Raw genomic sequence first — 23,781 nt, 5'->3', positions numbered from 1 at the left:
AATTCCGGGCAGATTGCGCTCCCAATATTTCTTCTGCGTTATGTCATTCATGGCGCAAGGAGCGCACAGGGGGCGGCCAGTCACCGCCGCCCCCTGTACCCCCAGCCTTCCGGGAACGTCTCAGCGATTTTGAGGCCGCCAGCACCGGCAGTTTCAGTCGCCGCAAGTGGGTAAATTAACGGCAGGTCGCACGAATCGTAGGTCGGGTAAGCGAAGCGCCACCCGACAAAACAACCGCGCATCCGCTGACTTCACCTCATTCGGTGTTCTCCGTTGACCAGCGCGTCGCGATCGAAAAAGCGCTGGATCACGCCCTCCGCCATAAACGCTGCCCGATCGGACATATGGGCGATGACGTCGGCATCATGGCTGACCAGCAGATAGGTCATGCCGTGCTCCTGTTTCAGGCGGTTAAGCAGATTGAGGATTTCCGCCTGTACCGACATATCCAGTGCCGAGGTCGGCTCATCCAGCAGCAGGAGCTGCGGGCGCAGCAGCAGGGCGCGGGCAATGGCCACGCGCTGCCGTTGACCACCGGAGAGCTGATGCGGATAGCGGCGCGCGGCGTCGGCGGCCAGACCCACCTGCTCAAGGGCGGTGGTCACCCGCGAGGCAACGTCGCGGATGCCGTGGATCTGCAGCGGCTCCGCCAGGGTGCGCCACAGGGTATGGTTGGGATGCAGCGAAGCATACGGATCCTGAAACACCATCTGCACGTTGCGCCGCAGCTCGCCCTGAAAGCGGGCGCCCGGCGTAATGGCCTGGCCGAGCAGATCCACGCTGCCGCGCCATTCGCGCTGTAATCCGGCGAGCACGCGCAAAATCGTCGATTTACCGCAGCCCGAGGCGCCGATCAGGCTGAAGGTTTCCCCGGCGTCGACACGGAAACTGGCGGCGGAGACCGCCGTCTTCGCGCCGAATGTTACCTGTAAATCCTGAAGATTAACGATCGCCATGGGCCGTCTCCGTAAAGTCCTGAGTTCTGTCGAGGGTCGGCAGCATCTGGCCGTAAGTATGCGCATTCGGCCGGCAGGTCCACAGGGTGCGGGTATAAGGGTGCGTCGCCGTCGGTAGCGCTCGCGCTGGCATCTCGTCGACCTGTCTCCCCTGGTACATCACCAGCACGCGATCGCAATGCGCGGCCACTAACGGCAGATCGTGGCTGATCAGTAACATGGCCATCTGCCGCTGCGCGCACTGCTCCACCAGCAGCTCGAGGATCTGGTTGCGCAGGCGGGCGTCAAGGGCTGAGGTCGGCTCGTCGGCTATCAGCACCTTCGGGTTATTGAGCAGCGCGAGGGCGATCATTACCCGCTGCCCCATCCCGCCGGAGAGTTCGCCGGGATAGCGGCTGAGGACCGGGAGATCCAGACCGACGGCGGCGATAGCGTCTTTGACCGCCTCGGCGCGCCCGCGGCGGCTGAGACGCTGATGCAGGGTTAACGCCTCTTCCAGCTGCGTCTGAATGGATTGCACTGGATTCAGCGCATAGCGCGGGTCCTGCAGCACCATAGCGATATCGTTGCCGCGCAGCTCGCGCCAGCCGCGGGCGCTAAGGGTCAGCACATCACGCCCCAGCACCTCCAGCCGTTCGGCGCTCACTATCCCGGGCTTGCGCACCAGGCCCATCAGCGCCCGGGCGGTCATGGATTTGCCGGAGCCGGATTCGCCCACCAGCGCCAGCCGCTCGTTGCCGAGGGTGAAGCTGACGTTGTCCACCACCCGGGCGGTGGGGTAGTCGACAGCGAGTCCCTGCACGGTCAGTCGGATGTCAGTCATGTTGCGGCTCCAGAATATCGCGCAGGCCATCGCCCAGCAGGTTAAACGCCAGGCTGGCGAGCAGGATCGCCGCGCCGGGGATGGCAGCGATCCACCACTGGTCGAAAATCACCTGCATCCCGTCGGCAATCATCGCTCCCCACTCCGCCATCGGCGGGCGAGCGCCAAGGCCGAGAAAGCCGAGCCCGGCGGCGGCGAGAATAATACCCGCCAGATCGAGCGCCAGCCGGACAATTGCCGACGGCAGACATAGCGGCAGAATATGGCCGACCAGCAGCCGCCCGCCGCGGATGCCCAGCATCTCCGCCGCGGCGAGATAGTCGCTATGGCGCAGGCGCTGAATTTCGCTGCGCGCCTGACGGGCGTAGGCCGGCCAGGTAGTCAGGGCTAACGCCAGCGCGCCGTTGACCAGCCCCGGGCCGAGCATCGCCACGAACGCGAAGGCGAGGATCAACCGCGGCATCGACATCACCACGTCGGTAAACCGCATCAGTATTCGCTCCAGCCACCCGCCATAGTAGCCGGAGAGGATACCCACCAGCAGCCCGACGGGCAGGGTAATGGCGGTTACCAGCGCCACCAGACCCAGCGCCGGACGTGCGCCGTAGAGCAGGCGCGACAGCAGGTCACGGCCGTAGCTGTCGGTGCCGAGCCAGTGCCCCGCGCCAGGTCCCTGCAGACGGGCGGCGGCATCCTGCCAGTTGGGATCGTGCGGCGCCAGCCACGGGGCGAACAGCGCGGTCAGCACCAGCAGGATCACCAGGGCCAGGCCGCTGAAGGCGGCGGGTGATCGGCGCAGACGGCGTAAAAACAGATAAGTCGGCATCAGCGCACCCTCGGGTCGGTTAACCGCACCAGCAGGTCGGTCAGGTTATTGATCAGCACAAAACTCACGCCAATCAGCAGCGTGCCGCCCATGATCGCCGTGGTATCCCCGGCGAACAGCGCGGTGGTGAGGTAGCGGCCGATCCCCGGCCACGAGAAGACGGTTTCGGTGAGCACCGCCCCTTCGAGCATCGAGGTCCAGGCGAGGGCGGTCACCGTCAGCAGAGTGCCGCGGATATTGGGCAGGACGTGGCGCAGCAGAATTGTCATCTCACCAGCCCCTTTGGCCCGCGCCAGCAGAATGTACTCTTTGTTCATCTCGCTCAGGCAGGCGGAGCGGGTCAGGCGGGTGATGCTGGCCAGCGAGTAATAGGCCAGCACCAGCACCGGCAGCAGCAGATGGCCGATGGCATTTTTAAACGCCGCCATATCGCCGGAGAGCCAGGTGTCGATCAGCGCAAAACCGCTGCGCGGCTCGACGGTGTACTGATAAATATCGTCGAGGCGACCTGGGCCCGGCGCCCACTGTAGCCGGGCGTAAAACAGGGCCAGCATCAGCAGGCCGAGCCAGAAAATGGGCACCGAGTTGCCCAACAGGGTAAAGGTGCGCACCGCCAAATCCCACGGCGAACCGGCGTAACGGGCGCACAGCACCCCGGCGACGATGCCCAGTACCGCGCCGACGATCAGCGCCAGGGTCGCCAGCTCAAGGGTTGCCGGAAAGACCGCCAGCAGGTCGTGAAGCACCGGCTGGCCGGTGGCGCTGGCGATGCCAAGATCGCCATGGGACAGGTTGACCAGGTAGTGCCAGAACTGGACCGGCAGCGGTTGGTCGAGACCCAACTGATGACGAACCTGGTCGTAAGTCGACTGACTGGCATGGTCGCCGACGATCTGCAGCACGCGGTCGACCGGCGACAGCGCGGAGAGCGCGAAGGTGACCAGCAGCAGCCCGAACAGCGTCAGCAGCAGGGTAAACAGCCCCTGCAGCAGGCGGGTAAGATGAGTGGAAAACGATGGCATGGAAAATGGAAATTCCTGGTATATCAACATGGTTCCCGGCGGCGCGACGCCCACCGGACCCGGGTGGCGAAACGGTCATCCGGGCAGGGCGAGGCCGCCATGCCCGGTGACATAACCCGCTTACTTGGTGACGTTATCGTACCAGACCATATCGGCGTTCAGCCCCTGCTGATAGCCCTTCACGTTGTCGCGCACCACGATCTGGGTTTTCCCCTGGTCAATAAAGACGTATGGCGAATGCTGCAGCAGGGTTTCCTGCATCGTTTTGTACAGGTCGAGGCGTTTCGCCGGGTCCGGCTCCGCCACCGCGGCGAGGGTGGCTTTATTCAGCTCAGGGATCTGCCAGCCGTTGAGCCCGGCCACGGTGCTGGATTTACCATCGTTCCATGCAAAGGCGCTGGCGTTGGAATGGGCATCAAAGTAGTCCGGGATCCACAGGCGGATCGCCGCCTGATGCTGCTTCGCGCGCACCCGGGCATAGACCTGGCTGCCGGCGGCCGGCAGCAGATCCACCTTCACCCCGCCCTGGGCAAAGCTGGCCTGCAGCGACTGGGCGATGGTGATGAACGGCGGTTTGTTCTCCACGTCGAGGGTGAAGTGGGCATCCTTAATGCCCGCTTTATCGAGGATAGCCTTAGCTTTTTGCGGGTTGAAGGTGAAAGGATTGGTCTCTAGCGCCCCCGGCAGTCCGGCCGGCAGGAAGCTTTGATGAATAAAGTACTGTCCTTTCAGCAGATTCTTGGTGATGCCTTCATAATCGACCAGCCAGCGCGCCGCCTCCCAGAAGGCCGGATTATTCAGCAGCGGGTTGGCGCTGTTGGCGGTATTAAACACCAGGTAGTTTTGCTCGGCGGACGGGATGCTCAGCACCTTCACGCCGGGTTTATCCTGCAGGGCGGCTATCTGGTCAGCGCCGAGGTCGCGGGCCACGTCGGCATCCCCCTGCTGGATCAGCAGGCGGCGGGAAGCCGGGTCGGGGACGTTTTTAATAATAATGCTCTTGATCTTCGGCGCGCCGGTGGGGGAGCTGGCGTTGGCCTCCAGCACAATGGCCTGATGCGGCTGGTAGATGCGCATTTTATAGGCCCCGCTGCCCGCCGAGTGCATCTTCAGCCAGTCGTTGCCGAAGTCGTTATTTTTCGCGTTCGGCGCCACCTGTTTTTCATCAACGATGGAGGCGATGGGGGTGGAGAGAATATTCAGCGCCACCGCCGGGCTGACGTCGGCGGTCCAGTGCAGCGTCAGGGTATGATCGTCAACTTTTTTCAGCTGGCTGGCGATGTTGTCCGGCTGCCAGCCGAGCACGTTAAGAATAAACGCTGGCGATTTATTCAGCGTCACCGCGCGGGTGTATGAGAAAATCACATCTTCCGGGCGCAGCGGATTACCGGAGGCGAATTTGGCATCCGGCTTCAGTTTAATGGTCAGGGTTTTCGCCGCCGGATCGGCCTGCCAGCTTTCGGCGAGAATCGGTACGATTTTTTCAGGGTTGTTGCGGTCCGGCTGCACCAGACGCTGGTAGAGGCTGGGGACCGTCTGAATGCTGGAGAGTTCGTTTGCTTCCGCCGGGTCGAGGCTGACGATATCGTCGAGACCCTGGGCGACCACCAGCGTGTTGGGCGGCGTGGCGGCATGTGCGGCGGTGGAGAGCGCCGTCAGTACCAGTAAAGGCAACAGTTTTTTGGTCATGTGCAATCCCTGAAAAATGGTTATTTTAATTTTTTATGCCTCGCTACGTTAGGCCGCTTGCGAAAAGGCGTAAAGTCAAAATAAGGATATCCTTATGCTAAAAACGCATAATCAAGAACGACAGGTTATTGCCGGTCGCGCAGAAGCGCCTTTCTCCGCTGCGGGCTTCTTGCTATAACGCATTGTCTATTGCGAGGAGGTGGGTGTGCCGGAAATCAATGAGTTTGGCCAGCAGGTGAACGACCTTGTCCCAGGCTGGCAGGGGGCGCGCGTCCTGCGACGGACGGCGTTAAATGGCCGTTTTTGTCGACTGGAGCCGCTGGACGTTGACCGTCATGCGGCGGATCTGTTTGCCGCCTATGCGCTCGGTGACAACAGCGACTGGACGTGGCTGGCGTCTACGCGGCCGGAGAGCGTGGCAGCGACCGCCCACTGGATCGCGGGCAAGGTGAATGATGATGCCCTGGTGCCGTATGCGGTGATTGACCTGCGCAGCGAGCAGGCGGTAGGCATCGTCAGCTATATGGCGATCGAACGGGAAATGGGCACGGTTGAGATCGGCCATGTCACCTGGTCGCGACGGATGAAAAACACCCCGCTGGGTACCGAAGCGGTCTGGCTGCTGCTGAAGAACGGCTTTGACCATGGCTATCGTCGGCTGGAGTGGAAATGCGATTCGATGAATGTCGCCTCGCGCCGCGCCGCCGAACGGCTGGGCTTTAGCTGGGAAGGACGTCTGCGGCAGAGGCTGGTGCGTAAAGGGCGGACGCGCGACAGCGATATGCTGTCCATCATCGACGGCGAGTGGCCTGCGCGCGATGCGGCGCTGCGGGCGTGGCTGGCGGCGGAAAACTTTACTGCCGACGGGCAGCAGATCAAACGCCTGGAGGCGTTTCGCTAACTCTGCAAAGTGAATGGGCAGAGCGCATCACGCCAGCCCTGCCCATACAAAGGCTATTTCTCGATCATCTGAATAATTTGAACCCGGTTAATGGCATGTTCATTTCCCGCGATATCCTCATAGGTGATTAACCCAGTATCGTCATCGACCTCCGGTTTTCCGTGGGTGATAATCATCTCACCATTTTTTTTCTCTAATACATAATCGCTGGAACACCCCGCAACGGTGAACGTTAATAATGCCAAACCGAATACTGCAACGAACTTTTTCATTGTGCTACCTGTTGTAAGAAAGCCACGGTGGGCCGCAGAATATGACAGACTAACCAGTTATCGAAAGTGGGTCATAATTAACACCGAATAAAGTATTAACATGGCGACTAACGTAATAACCACAATACGACGCTCAAGGGGCGTGGCCTTTTTCTTAGATTCATCATCTGGTTTTGTTAACATAATATTCTCTCTGTTAGCCCTGTCAGTGCTCCCGATTCCGACACCGGCAGAGGTGAGTTCTCGGCAATATTGTCGGGATGAACGACTTGCTAGTTGTTATTTAATACCCAGAGTTAAAGTAACGATTCCAGTGATAACCATTCAAAGGCCCGTTCAGGCATTTTTGGCTAACACAACATTAAAAATCTCATTTTTATGGCTGAAGCTGGCTATGCCTGCCGCAGACTCTGTTGCGCAGGCAGCACGCTTATTATCTTTTCGCACGTAACGGATAAAAATAGCTGTTATTATCAATGCTCCGGGGCTGGAAACGGCAAACCCCGGATGACGTTATTAAATGATTCTCACCAAAATATTAAAAAGGCCTATTTAAGATGATGAGAATCACAATTCGCCATTAAGCTAATATAATTTTGCAAATAAACTATAGATTCGTCGGTTTACAAAATAAAGGTACCTTCAATAACCAGACAGGCTTCGCCTGAGAGTTCAACACGTCCGTTATCTTTGATGTGGCAGAAGAGTTCTCCCTTACGGTTACCACCTTGCTGGGCATGAAGCGTTTTTTTCGCCAGTTTCTCACTCCACAGCGGCGCCAGAAAAGTATGTGCCGAACCGGTGACCGGATCTTCGTTGACTCCCACCTGCGGACCGAACCAGCGAGAACGAAAATCGAAGGTCCGTGATGCGGCGGTGACCACCACGCCACGGGTGTTGAAGGCATTCAAGGCGTTAAAGTCGGGTTTAAGCGCGTCCAACAGCGCTTCGTCATCAATGACGACAATAATATCGGAGGCTTGCCAGGTTTCACCTGCGTCTTCAGCCAGTCCCAGCGCCTTGAACAATCCTTGCGGCGCGGCGATGGGTGACGGAACAACCAGCGGAAAATCCAGGGTATATTTTCCGTCATGCAACGTGACGTCCAGCGCGCCGCTGCGGGTGAAAAAACGCACCCGATCGCGCGCTTGTTGATTGAGCAGCACGCTGGCCGCAGCCAGCGTGGCATGACCGCAGAGATCGACCTCGACGGCTGGGGTAAACCATCGCAATCCGAAACCGTCAGGCTGCCTGACAACAAAGGCCGTTTCCGACAGGTTGTTTTCCGTCGCAATGCGCTGCAGCACGCTATCTTCAGGCCACGCCTCCAGCAAACAAACCGCGGCGGGATTGCCGGTAAAGGGGCCTTTTGAGAAAGCATCGACCTGATAAAAGCGAATGCGCTGCTGTGAATTATTTTTCATTCATCACCTCAAGGTCATTATAAACCGTATATCGTGTTACCCCCAGGGCCTGAGCCGCCTGCTGCACGCCCCCGCGCATTTTAAAAATACCTTTCGTATGCATTTCAGCGACAATTTTCAAACGCTGCGCTTTTTGTATTTTTTTACCCGGCACTGAATATTTATCAATGATTTCCTGGATTGACTGATCGATCAATCCGCCTAAATTAAGATCGACCGCCTCTGCGGCCTCCGCCGGCGATGGCAGCAGCGCGTCAAGGCTCTTGCGTATTTGCTCAAAAGGCGAGGGGTCGACATTAATACAGAAGGCGATAAGCGGATATCCCTCTTCGCTGTAATAAATTGTCGATGCGCTATTGAGCGTTTTCCCTGAAGCGGTGACGGTTTTATAATCGCTTATGGTTCTCGGCTTGTTGTTATTCGTCTTCTGCAGAAGCAGCGCAAAACCGGTATCTTTTTCCGGGCCGGCTAATAAATGATCGCCATTACCCCTGCCGCTAACATGACCGTTAATAATTTTGATAATGGAATGTTCAGGGGTAGTGAGATTATGCAACACCACCTCCTGATTCGCTGATAACGTTCCCGCCATGGCGTCCATGGCTGCTTTAAGCGGCCCGGCGATCTGTGCAACCTGCTGTGTGTACTCTGATGTCATGGATGATCCTCTGCTGGAATCGTGGTCAGGAAGCGACCCCGGAACGCCATTTTACCATGGGAGATACGCTGACAGGATTAAGTTATACGCACAATGTTTAATTATCAACAAAAAGTTGAATTTTTAGTGCTGGCAGCGTAAATTCCGCTGCGCAAAGCGTCAGCGCTCATGTCGGGTGCGTCTTTATGTTATGGAAATATAATGAGAATTTTTGGCTTGATAGTCATTGCCGTTCTGCTGGTGGCCTGCGGAGTCATTCACCCCTTCGGCGACAAAACCATCTATCAGACTTATTCGGTATCCGATCGGCTGGGGCTGCACTGGCGCTATGACTGCATACGCAGCACCCTGAAGCCGCATGGCTATGAGGTTGAGCGCATCATCCCCGAGCAGAATGCGCCAAACTTCTTTGATATTTCGCAGCATGGCACACGAGTCGCCCAGATCGATATGTATCAGGTGGCTGGGGCGAGGGCGATAAGTATCACCCTGATATCCGGTGCAAAACAGGTGAATGCTGCTGTTGATAGCATTATTCAGCTGTGCCTTGAGCGCTAAGGGATGCTGGAAAGGTGAGGAGTGTCCTTTCCGCACGGGAAAGGACAAGCGTGGCCTAAACGGTTAGCGGCGAACCGGCGCGTCGCCAGCGACATAATACGCCGCGGTGCTGCGCGGCAGCGGCTGGCGGCCGCGAATAGCGTCAGCCATCTTCTCGCCGATCATAATGGTGGTGGCGTTCAGGTTGCCGGTGATGATCTGCGGCATAATCGACGCATCGATCACCCGCACGCCTTCCAGACCGTGGACCCGGCCTTCGCCGTCGACCACCGCCATCTCGTCGTAACCCATCTTACAGGTCCCGCATGGGTGGAATGCGGTCTCGGCGTGGTTGCGCACAAACTCATCCAGCTCGGCATCGCTCTGGCAGTCAATACCCGGGCTGATTTCGCGGCCGCGATACTTATCCAGCGCCGGCTGGTTCATGATCTCCCGGGTGATGCGAATGGCGTCGCGGAACTCCTGCCAGTCCTGCTCATGGGACATATAGTTAAACAGGATCGCCGGGTGGGCGTGCGGGTCGCGCGACTTCAGGCGCACGTGGCCGCGGCTCGGAGAACGCATCGAACCGACGTGGCACTGGAAGCCATGCTCTTTCACCGCGTTGGAGCCATTGTAGTTAATCGCCACCGGCAGGAAGTGGTACTGAATGTTCGGCCAGGCGAACTCGGCGCGGCTGCGGATAAAACCGCCCGCTTCGAACTGGTTACTGGCGCCGATCCCGGTGCCGCCGAACAGCCACTCGGCGCCGATCTTCGGCTGATTCCACCACTGCAGCGCCGGGTAGAGCGACACCGGCTCTTTGCATTCATATTGTAGATACATCTCCAGATGGTCCTGCAGGTTCTCACCCACGCCGGGCAGATCGTGCACCACCGGGATATCGAACTGCCTGAGCAGCTCGGGATTGCCGACGCCGGAGCGCTGCAGGATCTGCGGCGAGGCAATCGCCCCGGCGCACAGCAGTACCTCTTTGTTGGCCGTCGCTTTTGACGGGATAGTGCTTTCCCCCTCCAGCCACTCGACGCCCACCGCGCGCTTGCCGGCAAAAATAATGTGATCGGTCAGCGCATGGGTGCGGATGGTCAGGTTGGGGCGACCGCGCGCCTGGTCGAGATAGCCGCGGGCGGTGCTGGCGCGACGGCCCTGCGGCGTCACGGTGCGGTCCATCGGACCAAAGCCTTCCTGTTGGTAGCCGTTGAGATCGTCGGTGCGCGGATAACCCGCCTGCACCCCGGCTTCAACCATCGCCTCGAAGAGCGGATTATTGCCCGGCTTCGGCGTGGTGACGCTCACCGGGCCATCGCCACCGTGGTAGTCGTTGGGCCCGATATCACGGGTTTCCGCTTTCCGGTAGTAGGGCAGGCAGTCGAGATAGCTCCAGTGTTCCAGCCCTGGCGCGGCGGCCCAGTTATCGAGGTCCAGGGCGTTGCCGCGTATGTAGCACATGCCGTTGATCAGCGACGAGCCGCCGAGCCCTTTGCCGCGTCCGCACTCCATGCGGCGATTGTTCATGTACGGCTCAGGTTCGGTCTCGTAGGCCCAGTTGTAGCGCTTGCCCTGCAGCGGATAAGCCAGCGCGGCGGGCATCTGGGTGCGGAAATCGAACCGGTAGTCCGGGCCGCCGGCTTCCAGCAGCAGGACGGTGGTGTTTGGATCTTCAGTCAGTCGTGTCGCCAGAACGTTGCCGGCGGAGCCGGCGCCAATAATGATGTAGTCAAATTGCAAAAAAACCTCCCGGTTAAAATATGGACTGGAATTTACCCATCTCAACCTGGATGGACTTCACCTGGGTGTAACTCTGCAGGGTCATCACGCCGTTCTCGCGGCCAATGCCGGAGTGCTTATAGCCGCCGACCGGCATCTCCGCCGGGGATTCCCCCCAGGTGTTGATCCAGCAGATACCCGCTTCGAGCTGATGAATGGCGCTGTGGGCGCGGTTCAGGTCGGCCGTGACGATACCCGCCGCCAGACCGTAGTCGGTATCGTTGGCGCGGCGGATCGCTTCTTCATCGGTGTCATAGGTGAGGATGGACATCACCGGGCCGAAGATCTCCTCGCGCACGATGGTCATCTCATCGCTGCAGTCGGTAAACACGGTCGGGGCCACCCACGCGCCGTTGTCAAAGCCTTCGCCCTTCAGCACGTCGCCGCCGCACAGCAGGTTCGCGCCTTCTGCTTTGCCTTTGGCGATGTAGCGCAGCACATTGTCACGGTGCGGGAAGCTGACCAGCGGGCCAAAGTTGGTGCGTTCATCGAACAGATCGCCCGCACGGATGCGGCCCACGCGCTCAACGATTTTCTGCTCAAACGCCGCCTTAACCTTCGCGGGGACGAAGACCCGGGTGCCGTTGGTGCACACCTGGCCGGAGCTGAAGAAGTTGGCCATCATGGCGATGTCGGCGGCGAGATCGAGATCCGCATCGTCGAAAATAATCAGCGGCGATTTGCCGCCCAGCTCCATCGTCACCTCTTTCAGGGACGAGCCCGCCGCGTTGGCCATCACCTTTTTGCCGCTGGCGACGCCGCCGGTAAAGGAGACTTTAGCGATACCCGGATGCTCGGTCAGGTACTGGCCGGTCTCCGCGCCCACACCCGGCAGGACGTTAAACACGCCGTCCGGCAGACCCGCTTCGGTATAGATTTCGGCAAGTTTCAGGGCGGTGAGCGGGGTCACTTCGCTCGGCTTGAAGATCATCGCATTGCCGGCGGCCAGCGCCGGGGCGGATTTCCACAGAGCGATCTGGATCGGGTAGTTCCATGCGCCAATCCCGGCCACCACACCCAGCGGTTCGCGGCGGGTGTAGACGAACGACGTCTCGCGCAGGGGGATCTGACTGCCTTCCAGCGCCGGGATCAGCCCCGCGTAATACTCCAGCACGTCCGCGCCGGTGACGATATCCACGGTTGAGGTTTCGGAATACGCTTTACCGGTGTCGAGGGTTTCCAGCTTTGCCAGCTCGTCGTTCCGTTCGCGCAGGATATCGACGGCGCGACGCAGGATGCGCGAGCGTTCCATGGCGGTCATCGCCGCCCAGATTTTTTGCCCACGCCGCGCGCTCTCGACGGCGCGGTCGACATCCTCGCGTCCGGCAGCCTGTACGCTTGCCAGGACTTCACCGTTGGCCGGGTTAATGGTCTCGAAGGTGCGACCGCTGGTGGCGGATGTATAACCACCATGGATATAAAGCTGCTGTTCTGCCATTCGGGACATAAATTCTCCTCGGTTATTCGGTCGGTAAATGCTGGCTGATGAAGTGGCTGGTCAGCGACTGCGCCAGCGTCTTATCCAGCGGTTTGCCGCTCAGGGCGGCGCGCAGCCACAGGCCGTCTATCAGCGCCGCCAGCCCGTAGCCGGCCTCCTGGGCCTGCTGGCGCGGCAGCTCCCGGCGGAACTCGTACACCAGGTTCGACAGCAGGCGGCGGCTGCTCACCTGCTGCAGGCGGTAGAGCATCGGCTGGTGCATGCTGCTGGCCCAGAAGGCCAGCCAGGCCTTCATCGCCGCGCTGCTGATCTGCGTCTCATCAAAGTTGCCGCCGACTATCGCCTGCAGGCGCTCTCCGGCGCTGCCGTCCGGCAGAGCGTGCAGACGGTTGAGCACCGCGTCGCGTAGCTGGCTGGTGATGTCGCGCATGGTCGCCTCCAGCAGACCATTTTTGTCTTTGAAATAGTGACTGATGATCCCCGTCGACACGCCCGCCCGCCGGGCGATCTGCGCGATGGTCGCGTCGTGCATTCCGACTTCATTTATTGCGTCCAGCGTGGCGTCGATCAGTTGCCTGCGCCGGATTGGCTGCATCCCCAGTTTGGGCATTTTTGCCACTCCATTCATCAGCGTTGGTTAACTATTAAAGCGGTTTTTGATTGGACGTTCAATATAAAATGTGTCTTAATTGTTACGTGATTGAATTTTAATAGTTACAAAAACAGTGGGGATACTGGATGACAGATCTTTCGCAAAACAGAGAAAAGGACAAAATCAATCCGGTGGTTTTTTACACCTCTGCCGGACTGATTTTGTTGTTTTCCCTGATGACGATCTTTTTTCGCGATTTTTCTGCCGAGTGGATTGGACGCACCCTGGGCTGGGTGTCGAAAACCTTCGGCTGGTACTATCTGCTGGCGGCGACGCTGTATATCGTCTTCGTCGTCTGCATTGCCTGCTCGCGCTTCGGATCGGTGAAGCTCGGGCCGGAGCAGTCCAAGCCCGAGTTCAGCTTGCTGAGCTGGGCGGCGATGCTGTTCGCCGCCGGGATCGGCATCGACCTGATGTTCTTCTCCGTGGCCGAGCCGGTGACGCAATACATGCAGCCGCCGGAAGGGGCGGGGCAGACCATCGAGGCGGCGCGCCAGGCGATGGTCTGGACCCTGTTTCACTATGGCTTAACCGGCTGGTCGATGTATGCCCTGATGGGCATGGCGCTGGGATACTTTAGCTATCGTTATAATTTGCCGCTGACCATCCGCTCGGCGCTGTACCCGATTTTCGGCAAACGGATCAATGGGCCCATCGGCCACAGCGTCGATATCGCGGCGGTGATCGGCACCATCTTCGGCATCGCCACTACCCTCGGCATTGGCGTGGTGCAGCTCAACTACGGTCTGAGCGTGCTGTTCGATATTCCGGACTCGCTGGCGGCGAAAGCGGCCCTGATTGCGCTGTCGGTGATCATCGCCACCATCTCGGTCACCTCCGGGGTGGACAAGGGCATCCGCGTGCTCTCTGAACTGAACGTCGCCCTCGCGCTGGGGCTGATCCTGTTCGTGCTGTTCATGGGCGATACCTCCTTCCTGCTCAATGCGTTAGTGCTCAACGTCGGCGACTACGTCAACCGCTTTATGGGCATGACGTTGAACAGCTTCGCCTTCGACCGCCCGGTAGAGTGGATGAACAACTGGACGCTCTTTTTCTGGGCGTGGTGGGTGGCCTGGTCGCCGTTCGTTGGCCTGTTCCTGGCGCGCATTTCGCGCGGGCGCACCATCCGCCAGTTTGTGATGGGCACCCTGATCATTCCGTTCACCTTTACCCTGCTGTGGCTGTCGGTGTTCGGCAACAGCGCGCTGTATGAGATCATCCACGGCGACGCGGCCTTTGCCGAGGAGGCGATGCTCCACCCGGAGCGCGGCTTCTACAGCCTGCTGGCGCAGTATCCGGCGTTTACCTTTAGCGCCTCGGTGGCGACCATTACCGGTCTGCTGTTCTACGTCACCTCCGCCGACTCCGGCGCGCTGGTGCTGGGGAATTTCACCTCGAAGCTGAAGGACATTAACAGCGACGCCCCGAACTGGCTGCGCATCTTCTGGTCGGTAGCTATCGGCCTGCTAACCCTCGGGATGCTGATGACCAACGGCATCTCGGCGCTGCAGAACACCACGGTGATCATGGGGCTGCCGTTCAGCTTTGTGATTTTCTTCGTGATGGCCGGACTGTATAAATCCCTGAAAGTGGAAGATTACCGTCGGGTCAGCGCCAGCCGCGACACCGCCCCGCGCCCGATGGGCCTGCAGGACCGGCTGAGCTGGAAGAAGCGCCTGTCGCGGCTGATGAATTACCCGGGCACACGCTATACCAAACAGATGATGGAGACGGTGTGCTACCCGGCGATGGAGGAAGTGGCCCAGGAGCTGCGGCTGCGCGGCGCCGCGGTGGAACTGAAGAGCCTGCCGCCGGAAGAGGGCGAGAACCTTGGCCACCTCGACCTGCTGGTGCACATGGGCGACGAGCAGAACTTTATCTACAAGATCTGGCCGCAGCAGTACTCGGTGCCGGGCTTTACCTATCGGGCGCGCAGCGGGAAATCCACCTATTACCGGCTGGAGACCTTCCTGCTGGAGGGCAGCCAGGGTAACGACCTGATGGACTACAGCAAAGAGCAGGTGATCACCGATATTCTCGACCAGTACGAGCGGCACCTGAACTTTATCCATTTGCACAGGGAAGCGCCGGGGAACAGCGTGATGTTCCCGGATGGCTAGCCAGGGAGCCCCCGTCGGCGAAAGACTGACGGGGGCGACGGGCGGTTACTGGTAGTTAAAGGCGTCCGGATGGTTGTCGAGGCTACCGCTGAGGGCGGCAAACAGCACGGTTTTGCCATCGATGGACAGGGCGTCGCTGACGTTAAGCCAGGTCAGCTTCTCCTGGTCGGTTTTTTCATCGACCACCGAGTAAACGCCTGACATCTGTTTGCTTTTCTCCGACCAGATCACCGCGATACGCTCGTGGCCGCAGTCGTGGGGTTTGCAGGCGCTTAACACCTGCCAGGATTCGCTGCCCAGCTTCACCGTCTGCGCCGGCGAACCGGTGCCGCCGGTGGTCACCCAGGCGGGCAGCTGATGGCCTTTGACCATCTGGTTAAACGACGCCCGGGTGGCGCTATCGTGGGCCAGACTGTTCAGCGTGACGTCGCCTTGCGCCATAACGCTGGCGGAGGCGGCTAAGGCGATAATAGCGGTAAGCGTTTTAAACATGTTTCCTCCTGGACTTATTCCGTCCTGATAACAAGCCTCTTTATAGTGAGCGTAGATAATGATTAATGCAAACTTTGACATATATCTCGTGAATGATTAGCGGCGGTGCGCGCATGGACGTTACGCTAAGCGATATGCCATGATGCGGATTGATTAACTTTTTCCAATATATGCCCTTGTGATAAAGCAGTTAGCGAAATGGCATAGTTATTCAGGCGATAAAGCATGGCGTATGTGAATCATCTACTGACGTTTATTGAGAGTAATCCGGCGCTGGCGGTGGGATTTAACCTTATTCTGCTGCTGCTCTCCGGCATATTTGCCCACCTTTTATGCAAGTTCTTGCTGATTAAAGTGGTGCGTAAGGTCTTCTTTGGTAGCCATAAACAGGACGTGCCGCTGGAGAAGGATCGACGCATCGCCGAAAAGCTGTCCAATTTCATTCCGGTTATTATCGTCTATTACGTTCTGCAGTTTATGCCGGCGATGCCGGCATCGCTGGTGACGGCGATTAATACCGTCTGCGGGATCTTGTTTTTTATTTTTATGTCGGTGTTTTTCAACGAGATGCTGGATATTGTTAACAGCTCTTATCTGCGAAAAACCAAACGTAAAAATCATTCCATTAAGGGCTATATCCAGATAGGCAAAATCTTAGTTCACATCCTGGCGGCGATTATGATCCTCGCCGTGATGTCGAATAAATCGCCGATTATTATTATCTCCAGTTTGGGGGCGGTGGCGGCGGTGCTGATGATCGTGTTCCAGCATACCCTGCTGTCGCTGGTGGCGAACGTTCAGCTGTCGTCCAACGACGTGCTCCAGCTGGGGGACTGGATTGAAATGCCTGACAAGAACCTCAGCGGCGAGGTGACGGATATCGCGCTGCACACCATTACCATCCGCAACTGGGACAATACCATCTCCCGTATTCCCACCAAGAATTTCCTCACCGAGACCTATACCAACTGGCAGGCGATGTTCTCCTCCGGGGCGCGGCGGATCATGCGCAGTATCGCCATCGATCAGCACTCGGTGCGTTTTCTCGACCAGGAGATGCTCTCCTCGATGCTGGCCATCCGCGGGGTGAATGAGCCTTTGACCACGTTGCTTGACGGCCGGGATCCCGGCGGCGTGGCGGACCGCTGGTTTGTCGATAACGGCCTGACCAACCTGACTCTGTTTCGCCACTACCTGATGCACTATCTCGCCGAGCGGCCGGATATTATTAAGGAGATGTACATTGTGGCGAGAACGCTGAAACCGTCGCCGTCGGGTATCCCACTGGAGATTTACTGCTTCACCTCCTCGACGCTGTGGAAAGACTACGAAAACACCCAGTCGGCGATATTTGAGTACATTACCGCGGTGGCCGGGCAGTTCTCCCTGCGACTTTATCAGTATCCCGCCGGGCACGATTTCTGGCGTCTCTCCCAGGAGCACGCCGCCCGGGCGGGCCTGCCGCCGTCGGCCGAAGGCTAAGCGCTGATCTGCTGGCGCCAGAGGGCGATCTCCTCTTCCAGCCAGGCGATGAACCGGGCGATTTCCGGCCGGTTCTCCGCCTGCGGGGAGACGGTCAGCCAGTAGTGCCAGGGGTAGGGGACGGTGACGGCGGTGAGCTGCACCAGCTCGCCGCGGGCTATGGCTCCCGCCACCAGCGAGCGCCGCTCCAGCGCCACGCCGGCCCCCAGGCGAACCGCCTCCAGCACCAGGTTGGAGTCGTTCAGGCGCAGGCCCGCGGGGACGATGGTCTTTTCCAGTCCCGCCTGGCTGCACCAGGCGTGCCACGACTCCATGGAAAAAACGATATCGCTGGCGGCGATCGCCTGCGGGGTGGTCGGCAGGTCGCCGCCGCGATAGTGCGGCGCGGCCACCACCAGCTGTTCATCGGCAAACAGATGCCGGCTTTCCATCCCCTCCCAGTCGCCTTGCCCCATGCGAATGGCCAGATCGATACCCTCCTGCTGCAGGTTGACTACCGCCAGGCTGGTCAGCAGGCGCACCGCGATCTGCGGATGTCGCGCCTGAAAGCGCGCCAGCCGCGGCAGCAGCCAGTGGCAGCCAAAGGAGGGGAGGGTCGCCAGGGTCAGTTCCATGGTGCGGGGTTTGATCTGCACCATCCGCGTGGCGTCGGCGATGTGCTGTAACGCCTCGCGGATTTGCAGGGCATAGAGCCGCCCCTCTTCCGTGATGCGCACCCCGCGGCCGTGGCGGACAAACAGTGAGACGCCGACCAGGGCTTCCAGCTGTTTGATGTGCTGGCTGACCGCCGAATGGGTCACGCTCATTTCGTGGGCGGCCTGCGTCACGCTGCCGAGGCGCGCCACCGCCTCAAAGCTGCGCAGGCTGGCGACAGGGGGAAAATCTGCCATGGTGATCTCTCAGTCAGTGAGTCGATACGTTAACGTTACTACCGGGTTAGCGGGTTTTATAGCCGCCGTGAACAGGCTGTCGAGGGGATGCAGGCTGTCTCAGTCGGTATAGCACAGGGGAGACAGGCGGACTACCCCGTGGCGCCAGTTTGTTAGTTTTCCTAACCATTGCGGTAAGCATCCCCTGATATTCGCGGGGCGGGTTTTCCAGTAAGGTAAGCCAGCAACCCCTTTATCGCAGGCAGGAGTGACGATGAAACTCATTGGTATGATGGATTCACCTTATGTAAGACGCGTGGCGGTCTCTCTGGCGCTCTATGGCGTGGAATTTGAGAGCCTGCCTCTATCGGTCTTTAGCGGCTTTGACGAATTTTCCCGTATTAATCCGGTGGTCAAGGCGCCGACGGTGATTCTTGATAACGGGACGCAGCTGATGGACTCCACGCTGATCCTCCATTATTTCGAAACGGCCAACCCCGCCGGGCGTCGGCTGCTTCCCGCTCATCCCGAGGCGCTGGCCCACGACCTGCACCTGCTGGGGGTGATCCTCGCCGCCAGTGAAAAAGCGGTCCAGCATGTTTATGAGCACCGTCTGCGGCCGGAAGAGAAGCAGCATCAGCCGTGGATAGCCCGGGTGACCGGCCAGCTGCTCGCCGCCTGTCGGGAATGGGACGCCCGGCTGGCAGACCGCGCTGTCGCCGCGCATCCGGACCAGGTGATGGTCACCAGCACGGTGGTCTGGTCCTTTATCCAGTTGATGATCCCGGCGGTGGTGCCGGCAGCGGAGTTTGCGCATATTCGCGCGCTGGCGCAGAAGGGGGAGGCGCTGCCGGCGTTTCAACAGTATCCGCTGAGTTAACGGCGGGGATGGCGCGTTGGATTGCAGCCGGACGAAGACGTTATCGCCCGGCTGGGTTGCGCTCAGCGTCTTGCCAGCGTCACCGCGTGTTGCCAGGACTGCCATCGCTGCACAAGCCGATGATGCCGGAGCGGGTCTGGCGCATAAGTGATGTGTTCTGGCAAAAAGGGCTGAAGCTCTGCCACCGTCAGCTTGTGCAACGCTTTACGCGCCAGCAGTGCCGCACCGGTCGCTGACAGCTCGGCCACATCGCTGCGCATCACCGGACAACCCAGCAGGTCGGCCTGGTACTGCATTAACCAGTCGTTTTTGGTGGGGCCCCCATCCACCAGCAGCGTGTTGAGCGTAAAGCCATGATGGGCACGCATCGCAGTGATTACATCGGCAATCTGGTAGGTAATAGACTCGAGCGCGGCACGAATGAGATGGGCACGCTTCACCCCCCGGCTTAACCCATGGATCAGTCCGCGGGCATTCTCGTCCCACCAGGGCGCCCCCATGCCGGTGAGGGCAGGTACAAAAAAGACGCCTAAGGTGGAGTCTACCGAGCGAGGCAGAGCATTCAGCGCCTGGGCCAGCTCAACGGGAGAGAGTTCGCTCAAGCCCGTACTGTCGGCCATCCACGCCACCGCATCGCCAGTATGGGGAATATTCCCCTCCAGTGCATAGACCAGCTTTTCTCCGTCGTGCCAGGCCACCGTGGTGGCGAGATTGCTGACGTGACACGCCACCGAATCGACGGGCGCCATCACCGAGGTTCCTGTACCGTAAGTAGCTTTAACGCAACCGGCGGCGCCCAGACCGTGGGCGAAAAGGGCGGCATGTGAATCGCCAATCATCGCCATTACCGGGATCCCATCAGGGAGGGTGGCTAAACCAGCGGTGTAACCAAAAAGGCCGCTCGATGGTTTTATCACCGGGAGTGCTGCACGCGGAATGCCAAACAGGGCGAGCATATCGGTATCCCAGTCCGCTGTTTGCAGATTCATGAGCTGCGTACGAGACGCGTTCGCGTAATCACAACAAAATTGCTGGCCTTGCGTCAGGTGCCAGAGTAGCCAGCTATCCACCGTACCGAGGCAAATCTCGCCATCTTTCGCCCGGTTGAGGCCATCCGGCGTGTGGTCCAACAGCCAGCGCATTTTCGAGGCGGAAAAGAGCGGGGCGATTGGCAGACCGGTTACCGCCTTGATCTGCGGCTCATGGCCTTGTTCACGCAGCGAGCGGCAAAATGTGGCGCTACGTGAACATTGCCAGCTCAGGGCGGGCGCTATGGCCTCGCCCGTTTCCCGATACCAGCCCACGACGGTTTCGCGCTGGTTGCTGATCGCCAGGGCCGCCACACGCTCCGCGCCAACAGCGGCCACTGTGCGAGAAATCACCTCCAGCGACGCGGCAAGCAGAAGCTCCGCTGACTGTTCTACCCATCCTTCCTGAGGCGTAGCGATCTCAAGCGCGCGGGAAAATTGCGCGATCACCCGCCCGTGGCTATCGAAGGCAACGGCTTTGGCATTGGTCGTGCCCTCATCGAGGGCAATAATAATATCCTTGTTTACCGACATAGCGGCCTCCGGCCTTACTGGTGGAGATAGGTCGACACGCCCAGGTATCGCGTAAACGCCTCGTGCAGAATTGAAGCACTGGCAGAATGGTTCATCGCGACATGGTGCTCAAAGCCGTTACGGCAGATCCACGACAGCAGATTTTCCAGGTGGGGAACCTGAATGACCGCCCGACAGCCTACCGTATCCAGGGGATCGTCAACCGATTGGCCTTCGCCGACGTAGGCCTTGATTTCGCCAGTCAGGTCGTCAGTGCTGAGGCGAAAATAGGTCAGCGCGCCGCTTTTCATGCGACCATGCACGGCACCGCAGGTGTTTTCTTTGCCGACGGTGGTGCCGATAATATCGGCCGTTCCCATGTGCGGCGACTCGAGACTGGCCGAGGCAAAGTTCCCGCAATGGAACAGCACACATTTATCGCGATCGTCGCCGAAGTTATTATTCCAGTCCGCGATCGAGGCGGGGCTCAGGTTGCTGCTGGCGAGCGCATACATGGAGAGCGCACCCATGACATCGACTTCACAGGCGCTTGGCATCAGTTGTCCGGACATCACGCTCATGATGGAGCAGACGTTAATCCCCAGATTTTCCTGTAGCGAGGTCCAGCACTGAATCGCGGTGGTGTCGATATCGTTGGCAACAATCCACTCGCTCAGGACCACAAACAGTTTTGCCATAGTGATCAGTTTATCTGCCGGAATACCGCTGGCGTCGGCATTATCGATCAGCAGGCGGCGCTTCTCATCCACACGAATATCGTCATCACGCAGGCACTTAATCCGGGTAAATACCTCGGATAGATCTAACGTTTCCACTGCGATGCCCAAACGTTCGAGCAGTTTTTCGCTGTAGCGCACGGTGTTAAAGCCCGCAGGACGGGCGCCAATCGCGCCAACGCGTACACCGCGCATACTGTTTACCACGCGACATATCTGCGTGAAGCGCCGGAGATCCTGCTCAAACACCTCGCCGCTAAGTGCGCAAACGTGCTGGGTGGTCAGCGTAAACGGGATACCGTACTGGCGCAGGTTGTTGCAAAGGGAAATTTTGCCGCAGAAGCTATCGCGGCGCGTCGACAACCCCATTTTATCCAGATTATCCTCTTCGGCCTGAATAAGCACCGGGACGTTGAGACCGGAGAGGCGCAGCGTCTCGGCGATGGCTTTTTCATCACCAAAGTTGGGTAACAGCACCACGACACCGTGAATGTTGTCGCGGTGGGTGCGGAACAGCTCGGCGCAAATTTTGGCATCCTGCCGGGTTTCCACGCCACCCAGTTCCGTCTGGGATGGATCAAGCATAATGGTGTTAATCCCAAGGCGGCTAAACAGGGCTACCGCCTGTTCGCGCGCTTCGGCGACCAGATAGCTGGGGAAAAATCCCCGATTGCCAATAATGACGCCCACGGTGAGTTGTTGAGGAATACGGGACATTGCGTTCTCTCCAGTAAGATGTTCTTGTTATTTTTCAGGATGCTTTTTTTGTGTGCAGCTTGCGGGCGTGCTTCGCCACCCCGGCGGCATCGATTTCATGGCGCGCGCGCGTGGCGGCGCGATCGGCGGCAATGGCGTATTGCCCGTCAGGGATACCTAAGCGTTTCAAAGGGATAGCGCACCCGGCCTCGGCCAGCACTTCCGCCACCAGACTCCCGACGCCGCCGTTGACGTTGTGTTCTTCCACCGTGATCGCGACCGGACAGGACTGTATTGCCTTTAGTAGCGCCTGGGTATCACAAGGACGAATAGATGGGACACTGATAACGGTGGCGTCAATACCTTCTGCAGCGAGTTGTGCGGCGGCTTCCACTATTTCATGTACCGTTGAGCCCATAGCAACCAACGCAACATCGCGCCCCGAACGCAGCACATCAATGTTGCCCGGAATAAACCGGTAATGTTCGTCATGCAGTTCCGGTAGCGCTTTACCATCGAGGCGGATATACACTGGCCCGATGTGGGCAAGGGCATAATCGATAATCTGTCGGCACTCGCCGGGACTGGACGGCGCGTAAATTTCAATATTGCCAAAACCGCGCAGAACGGCGATATCGTCAATGCTATGGTGAGTGCTGGCCAGCGGACCGTAGCTGGCGCCCGCGTTCAGCCCGAACAGTTTGACGTTGGTGTTGTTGTAGCAAACGTCGACCTTAATCTGCTCATTGGCACGTGAGATAAGGAATGGCGCCGCGTTGCAGGTCACGGCCACTTTACCCCCCAGCGCCAGGCCGGCGGCAGCGCCAACCAGCGTCTGCTCGGCGATGCCGACGTTGACCAGCCGGCCAGGGAATCTTTTGATAAATGGGGCAATTTTCGCCGTTGAGGTGGAGTCAGCCACTACTGGCACCAGATCCACGCCGCGGTCTACGGCATCAATAAAGGCATTCACCATCACCGTGGCGAGATGTTCGCTATTACTCATCTTTCAGTTCCTCCAGCGCCAGTTCAATTTCTTCTCCTTTCGGTACCCGGTGATGCCACTCGGGCCTTCCCTGAATAAATGAAATACCTGCGCCTTTGGTGGTATTGGCAATCACGACGTGTGGTTTCCCGTTCGGCTGCAAGCGCTCAAGGGTGGCGACCACCTCCGCCATATCGTTGCCGTTGCACTGTGTGACCTCCATGCCGAAAGCGCGCCATTTTTCATCCAGCGGGTCGGTATTCATGATCTCTTTGGTCGCACCGGCCAGCTGCAGATTATTTTTGTCGTTGATAATAATAAGGTTATCCAGCTGGTAGTGGGCGGCGACCAGCGCGGCCTCCCAGTTGCTGCCCTCCGCCAGTTCGCCATCGCCGGTGACGACAAATACGCGACGCGGGTTGTTATCGCGTTTCGCTGCCAGCGCAATGCCTACCGCCACGGGCAGACCATGGCCCAATGCGCCGGTATTGAGCTCAATACCCGGCGTCTTGTGCTTCACCGGATGTCCAGGCAGATGCGAGTCGGCGTGTTGATAGGTTGCCAGCCAGTCAAGGGGGATAAAGCCTGCCTCGGCTAACACGCAGTAGTAACCGCCGACAGCGTGCCCCTTCGATTGAATATAAATATCGCGCTCGTCGCTCTTTTCTAGCGCAGGAGAGCAGTTAAGGATGCGAAAGTAGAGGGCGGTCAGAAGTTCGACTTGTGACAAATCTGCACCGGTGTGGCCGCCTGCCGGGCTTTCCGCATTTAAGACGATGATGCGGCGGCGGATGGCGCGTGCTTTTTGTTCTAACTCCTTAACGGAGAGTGAAAACGGATTCATAAAACACCTCTTGAAAGTAAATTCTTGTATGAATAAATATTCCAGCAGGGTAAAAAAACACTTTCCATCCTGACTACCTTTTATCGTCGACAAAACAAGGTATTAATAAGTGATTGAATATATATTCGATACTGATTTATTATTCACAT

22 protein-coding genes are annotated in these 23,781 nt (G+C 58.8%); 5 read left to right on the top strand and 17 right to left on the bottom strand.

Translation table 11 applies throughout. The features are described 5' to 3' along the window. Positions 1–251: 251 nt before the first annotated feature. The 5 genes from ACLH1I_RS07980 to ACLH1I_RS07960 all read right to left on the bottom strand — a co-directional run bounded on the left by ACLH1I_RS07980 (position 252) and on the right by ACLH1I_RS07960 (position 5,316). The gene (locus ACLH1I_RS07980) at positions 252–956 is read right to left on the bottom strand and encodes an ABC transporter ATP-binding protein (RefSeq protein WP_004885642.1); all 705 of its coding nucleotides are present in this window, start codon (positions 954–956) and stop codon (positions 252–254) included. Continuing rightward, positions 943–1,779, bottom strand: coding sequence for an ABC transporter ATP-binding protein (locus tag ACLH1I_RS07975; protein ID WP_023319923.1), 837 nt, complete (start codon positions 1,777–1,779; stop codon positions 943–945). The genes ACLH1I_RS07980 and ACLH1I_RS07975 overlap by 14 nt, the downstream gene beginning before the upstream one ends. Beyond that, complete coding sequence (locus tag ACLH1I_RS07970; RefSeq protein WP_004885647.1) at positions 1,772–2,605, bottom strand: ABC transporter permease; 834 nt, start codon at positions 2,603–2,605, stop codon at positions 1,772–1,774. The genes ACLH1I_RS07975 and ACLH1I_RS07970 overlap by 8 nt, the downstream gene beginning before the upstream one ends. After that, positions 2,605–3,627: an ABC transporter permease gene (locus tag ACLH1I_RS07965; protein WP_043521729.1), complete on the bottom strand. Its 1,023-nt coding sequence runs from the start codon at positions 3,625–3,627 to the stop codon at positions 2,605–2,607. Before ACLH1I_RS07965 ends, ACLH1I_RS07970 begins: the two co-directional genes overlap by 1 nt. A gap of 120 nt (positions 3,628–3,747) precedes the next feature. After that, positions 3,748–5,316 (bottom strand): ABC transporter substrate-binding protein, encoded by a 1,569-nt coding sequence (locus ACLH1I_RS07960; protein ID WP_087771307.1) that lies wholly within the window; start codon positions 5,314–5,316, stop codon positions 3,748–3,750. Between the two features lie 205 nt (positions 5,317–5,521). Here ACLH1I_RS07960 and ACLH1I_RS07955 point away from each other — a divergent pair, with 205 nt between their 5' ends. Beyond that, the gene (locus ACLH1I_RS07955) at positions 5,522–6,217 is read left to right on the top strand and encodes a GNAT family N-acetyltransferase (RefSeq protein ID WP_049004473.1); all 696 of its coding nucleotides are present in this window, start codon (positions 5,522–5,524) and stop codon (positions 6,215–6,217) included. 53 nt (positions 6,218–6,270) lie between these two features. Here the strand turns inward: ACLH1I_RS07955 and ACLH1I_RS07950 are convergent, their stop codons facing one another. The 3 genes from ACLH1I_RS07950 to ACLH1I_RS07940 form a co-directional block, all read right to left on the bottom strand. Next, positions 6,271–6,489 (bottom strand): YgdI/YgdR family lipoprotein, encoded by a 219-nt coding sequence (locus ACLH1I_RS07950; RefSeq protein WP_151628490.1) that lies wholly within the window; start codon positions 6,487–6,489, stop codon positions 6,271–6,273. Positions 6,490–7,112: 623 nt separating this feature from the next. Beyond that, positions 7,113–7,913, bottom strand: a complete 801-nt coding sequence (locus ACLH1I_RS07945; protein WP_004885659.1) for a PhzF family phenazine biosynthesis protein — start codon at positions 7,911–7,913, stop codon at positions 7,113–7,115. Further along, positions 7,903–8,571, bottom strand: coding sequence for a transcriptional regulator (locus ACLH1I_RS07940; protein WP_151628491.1), 669 nt, complete (start codon positions 8,569–8,571; stop codon positions 7,903–7,905). The genes ACLH1I_RS07945 and ACLH1I_RS07940 overlap by 11 nt, the downstream gene beginning before the upstream one ends. 201 nt (positions 8,572–8,772) lie before the next feature. On the opposite strand from ACLH1I_RS07940, the gene ACLH1I_RS07935 reads away from it, so the two are divergent. Next, a complete protein-coding gene (locus tag ACLH1I_RS07935) occupies positions 8,773–9,129 on the top strand; it encodes a hypothetical protein (RefSeq protein WP_151628492.1) in 357 nt (118 codons plus the stop codon). Between the two features lie 63 nt (positions 9,130–9,192). Here the strand turns inward: ACLH1I_RS07935 and betA are convergent, their stop codons facing one another. Genes betA through betI form a run of 3 tightly spaced genes read right to left on the bottom strand, consistent with a single transcriptional unit; the run spans position 9,193 to position 12,944 of the window. Further along, on the bottom strand, positions 9,193–10,857 hold the full coding sequence (gene betA / locus ACLH1I_RS07930; RefSeq protein WP_017899036.1) for a choline dehydrogenase: 1,665 nt from the start codon (positions 10,855–10,857) through the stop codon (positions 9,193–9,195). A gap of 13 nt (positions 10,858–10,870) precedes the next feature. Next, positions 10,871–12,343, bottom strand: a complete 1,473-nt coding sequence (gene betB, locus ACLH1I_RS07925; protein WP_004885669.1) for a betaine-aldehyde dehydrogenase — start codon at positions 12,341–12,343, stop codon at positions 10,871–10,873. A gap of 13 nt (positions 12,344–12,356) precedes the next feature. Next, positions 12,357–12,944, bottom strand: coding sequence for a transcriptional regulator BetI (betI, locus tag ACLH1I_RS07920; RefSeq protein WP_017899038.1), 588 nt, complete (start codon positions 12,942–12,944; stop codon positions 12,357–12,359). 128 nt (positions 12,945–13,072) lie between these two features. On the opposite strand from betI, the gene betT reads away from it, so the two are divergent. Next, positions 13,073–15,106 carry a choline BCCT transporter BetT gene (gene betT, locus ACLH1I_RS07915; protein WP_004885674.1) on the top strand — a complete coding sequence of 678 codons (2,034 nt, stop codon included), beginning with the start codon at positions 13,073–13,075 and terminating at the stop codon, positions 15,104–15,106. Positions 15,107–15,151: 45 nt separating this feature from the next. Here the strand turns inward: betT and ivy are convergent, their stop codons facing one another. Next, positions 15,152–15,598, bottom strand: coding sequence for an Ivy family C-type lysozyme inhibitor (ivy, locus tag ACLH1I_RS07910; RefSeq protein WP_017899040.1), 447 nt, complete (start codon positions 15,596–15,598; stop codon positions 15,152–15,154). Between the two features lie 225 nt (positions 15,599–15,823). On the opposite strand from ivy, the gene ACLH1I_RS07905 reads away from it, so the two are divergent. Next, positions 15,824–17,080 (top strand): mechanosensitive ion channel family protein, encoded by a 1,257-nt coding sequence (locus tag ACLH1I_RS07905; protein WP_004885681.1) that lies wholly within the window; start codon positions 15,824–15,826, stop codon positions 17,078–17,080. Here the strand turns inward: ACLH1I_RS07905 and ACLH1I_RS07900 are convergent. Beyond that, positions 17,077–17,970 carry a LysR substrate-binding domain-containing protein gene (locus ACLH1I_RS07900; RefSeq protein WP_004885684.1) on the bottom strand — a complete coding sequence of 298 codons (894 nt, stop codon included), beginning with the start codon at positions 17,968–17,970 and terminating at the stop codon, positions 17,077–17,079. The genes ACLH1I_RS07905 and ACLH1I_RS07900 overlap by 4 nt on opposite strands. Positions 17,971–18,223: 253 nt before the next feature. On the opposite strand from ACLH1I_RS07900, the gene ACLH1I_RS07895 reads away from it, so the two are divergent. Continuing rightward, positions 18,224–18,829, top strand: coding sequence for a glutathione S-transferase family protein (locus tag ACLH1I_RS07895; RefSeq protein WP_004885688.1), 606 nt, complete (start codon positions 18,224–18,226; stop codon positions 18,827–18,829). A 62-nt stretch (positions 18,830–18,891) separates the two neighbouring features. On the opposite strand, the gene ACLH1I_RS07890 is transcribed toward ACLH1I_RS07895, so the two are convergent. The 4 genes from ACLH1I_RS07890 to ACLH1I_RS07875 are packed head-to-tail and all read right to left on the bottom strand — an operon-like array spanning position 18,892 to position 23,632. Next, positions 18,892–20,391: an FGGY family carbohydrate kinase gene (locus ACLH1I_RS07890; RefSeq protein WP_004885691.1), complete on the bottom strand. Its 1,500-nt coding sequence runs from the start codon at positions 20,389–20,391 to the stop codon at positions 18,892–18,894. A gap of 14 nt (positions 20,392–20,405) precedes the next feature. Next, the gene (locus ACLH1I_RS07885) at positions 20,406–21,824 is read right to left on the bottom strand and encodes an L-fucose/L-arabinose isomerase family protein (protein WP_151628493.1); all 1,419 of its coding nucleotides are present in this window, start codon (positions 21,822–21,824) and stop codon (positions 20,406–20,408) included. Between the two features lie 34 nt (positions 21,825–21,858). Beyond that, entirely contained in the window at positions 21,859–22,809 is a 951-nt protein-coding gene (locus tag ACLH1I_RS07880; protein WP_044521532.1) for a transketolase family protein, read from the bottom strand. Next, positions 22,802–23,632: a transketolase gene (locus tag ACLH1I_RS07875; RefSeq protein ID WP_004885699.1), complete on the bottom strand. Its 831-nt coding sequence runs from the start codon at positions 23,630–23,632 to the stop codon at positions 22,802–22,804. Before ACLH1I_RS07875 ends, ACLH1I_RS07880 begins: the two co-directional genes overlap by 8 nt. Positions 23,633–23,781 lie beyond the last annotated feature (149 nt).

Source organism: Klebsiella sp. 1SOBk10mer (genome assembly GCF_046602535.1).
In the GTDB taxonomy this organism is placed as follows: Bacteria; Pseudomonadota; Gammaproteobacteria; order Enterobacterales; family Enterobacteriaceae; genus Klebsiella; species Klebsiella quasipneumoniae.
This window is presented reverse-complemented; position numbering and strand designations above follow the sequence as displayed.

Coding starts and splice junctions, on each gene's coding strand:
- ACLH1I_RS07980 (WP_004885642.1), bottom strand. CDS start 956: ATGGCGATCGTTAATCTTCAGGATTTACAGGTAACATTCGGCGCGAAG.
- ACLH1I_RS07975 (WP_023319923.1), bottom strand. CDS start 1,779: ATGACTGACATCCGACTGACCGTGCAGGGACTCGCTGTCGACTACCCC.
- ACLH1I_RS07970 (WP_004885647.1), bottom strand. CDS start 2,605: ATGCCGACTTATCTGTTTTTACGCCGTCTGCGCCGATCACCCGCCGCC.
- ACLH1I_RS07965 (WP_043521729.1), bottom strand. CDS start 3,627: ATGCCATCGTTTTCCACTCATCTTACCCGCCTGCTGCAGGGGCTGTTT.
- ACLH1I_RS07960 (WP_087771307.1), bottom strand. CDS start 5,316: ATGACCAAAAAACTGTTGCCTTTACTGGTACTGACGGCGCTCTCCACC.
- ACLH1I_RS07950 (WP_151628490.1), bottom strand. CDS start 6,489: ATGAAAAAGTTCGTTGCAGTATTCGGTTTGGCATTATTAACGTTCACC.
- ACLH1I_RS07945 (WP_004885659.1), bottom strand. CDS start 7,913: ATGAAAAATAATTCACAGCAGCGCATTCGCTTTTATCAGGTCGATGCT.
- ACLH1I_RS07940 (WP_151628491.1), bottom strand. CDS start 8,571: ATGACATCAGAGTACACACAGCAGGTTGCACAGATCGCCGGGCCGCTT.
- ACLH1I_RS07935 (WP_151628492.1), top strand. CDS start 8,773: ATGAGAATTTTTGGCTTGATAGTCATTGCCGTTCTGCTGGTGGCCTGC.
- betB (WP_004885669.1), bottom strand. CDS start 12,343: ATGTCCCGAATGGCAGAACAGCAGCTTTATATCCATGGTGGTTATACA.
- betI (WP_017899038.1), bottom strand. CDS start 12,944: ATGCCCAAACTGGGGATGCAGCCAATCCGGCGCAGGCAACTGATCGAC.
- betT (WP_004885674.1), top strand. CDS start 13,073: ATGACAGATCTTTCGCAAAACAGAGAAAAGGACAAAATCAATCCGGTG.
- ivy (WP_017899040.1), bottom strand. CDS start 15,598: ATGTTTAAAACGCTTACCGCTATTATCGCCTTAGCCGCCTCCGCCAGC.
- ACLH1I_RS07905 (WP_004885681.1), top strand. CDS start 15,824: ATGGCGTATGTGAATCATCTACTGACGTTTATTGAGAGTAATCCGGCG.
- ACLH1I_RS07900 (WP_004885684.1), bottom strand. CDS start 17,970: ATGGCAGATTTTCCCCCTGTCGCCAGCCTGCGCAGCTTTGAGGCGGTG.
- ACLH1I_RS07895 (WP_004885688.1), top strand. CDS start 18,224: ATGAAACTCATTGGTATGATGGATTCACCTTATGTAAGACGCGTGGCG.
- ACLH1I_RS07890 (WP_004885691.1), bottom strand. CDS start 20,391: ATGTCGGTAAACAAGGATATTATTATTGCCCTCGATGAGGGCACGACC.
- ACLH1I_RS07885 (WP_151628493.1), bottom strand. CDS start 21,824: ATGTCCCGTATTCCTCAACAACTCACCGTGGGCGTCATTATTGGCAAT.
- ACLH1I_RS07880 (WP_044521532.1), bottom strand. CDS start 22,809: ATGAGTAATAGCGAACATCTCGCCACGGTGATGGTGAATGCCTTTATT.
- ACLH1I_RS07875 (WP_004885699.1), bottom strand. CDS start 23,632: ATGAATCCGTTTTCACTCTCCGTTAAGGAGTTAGAACAAAAAGCACGC.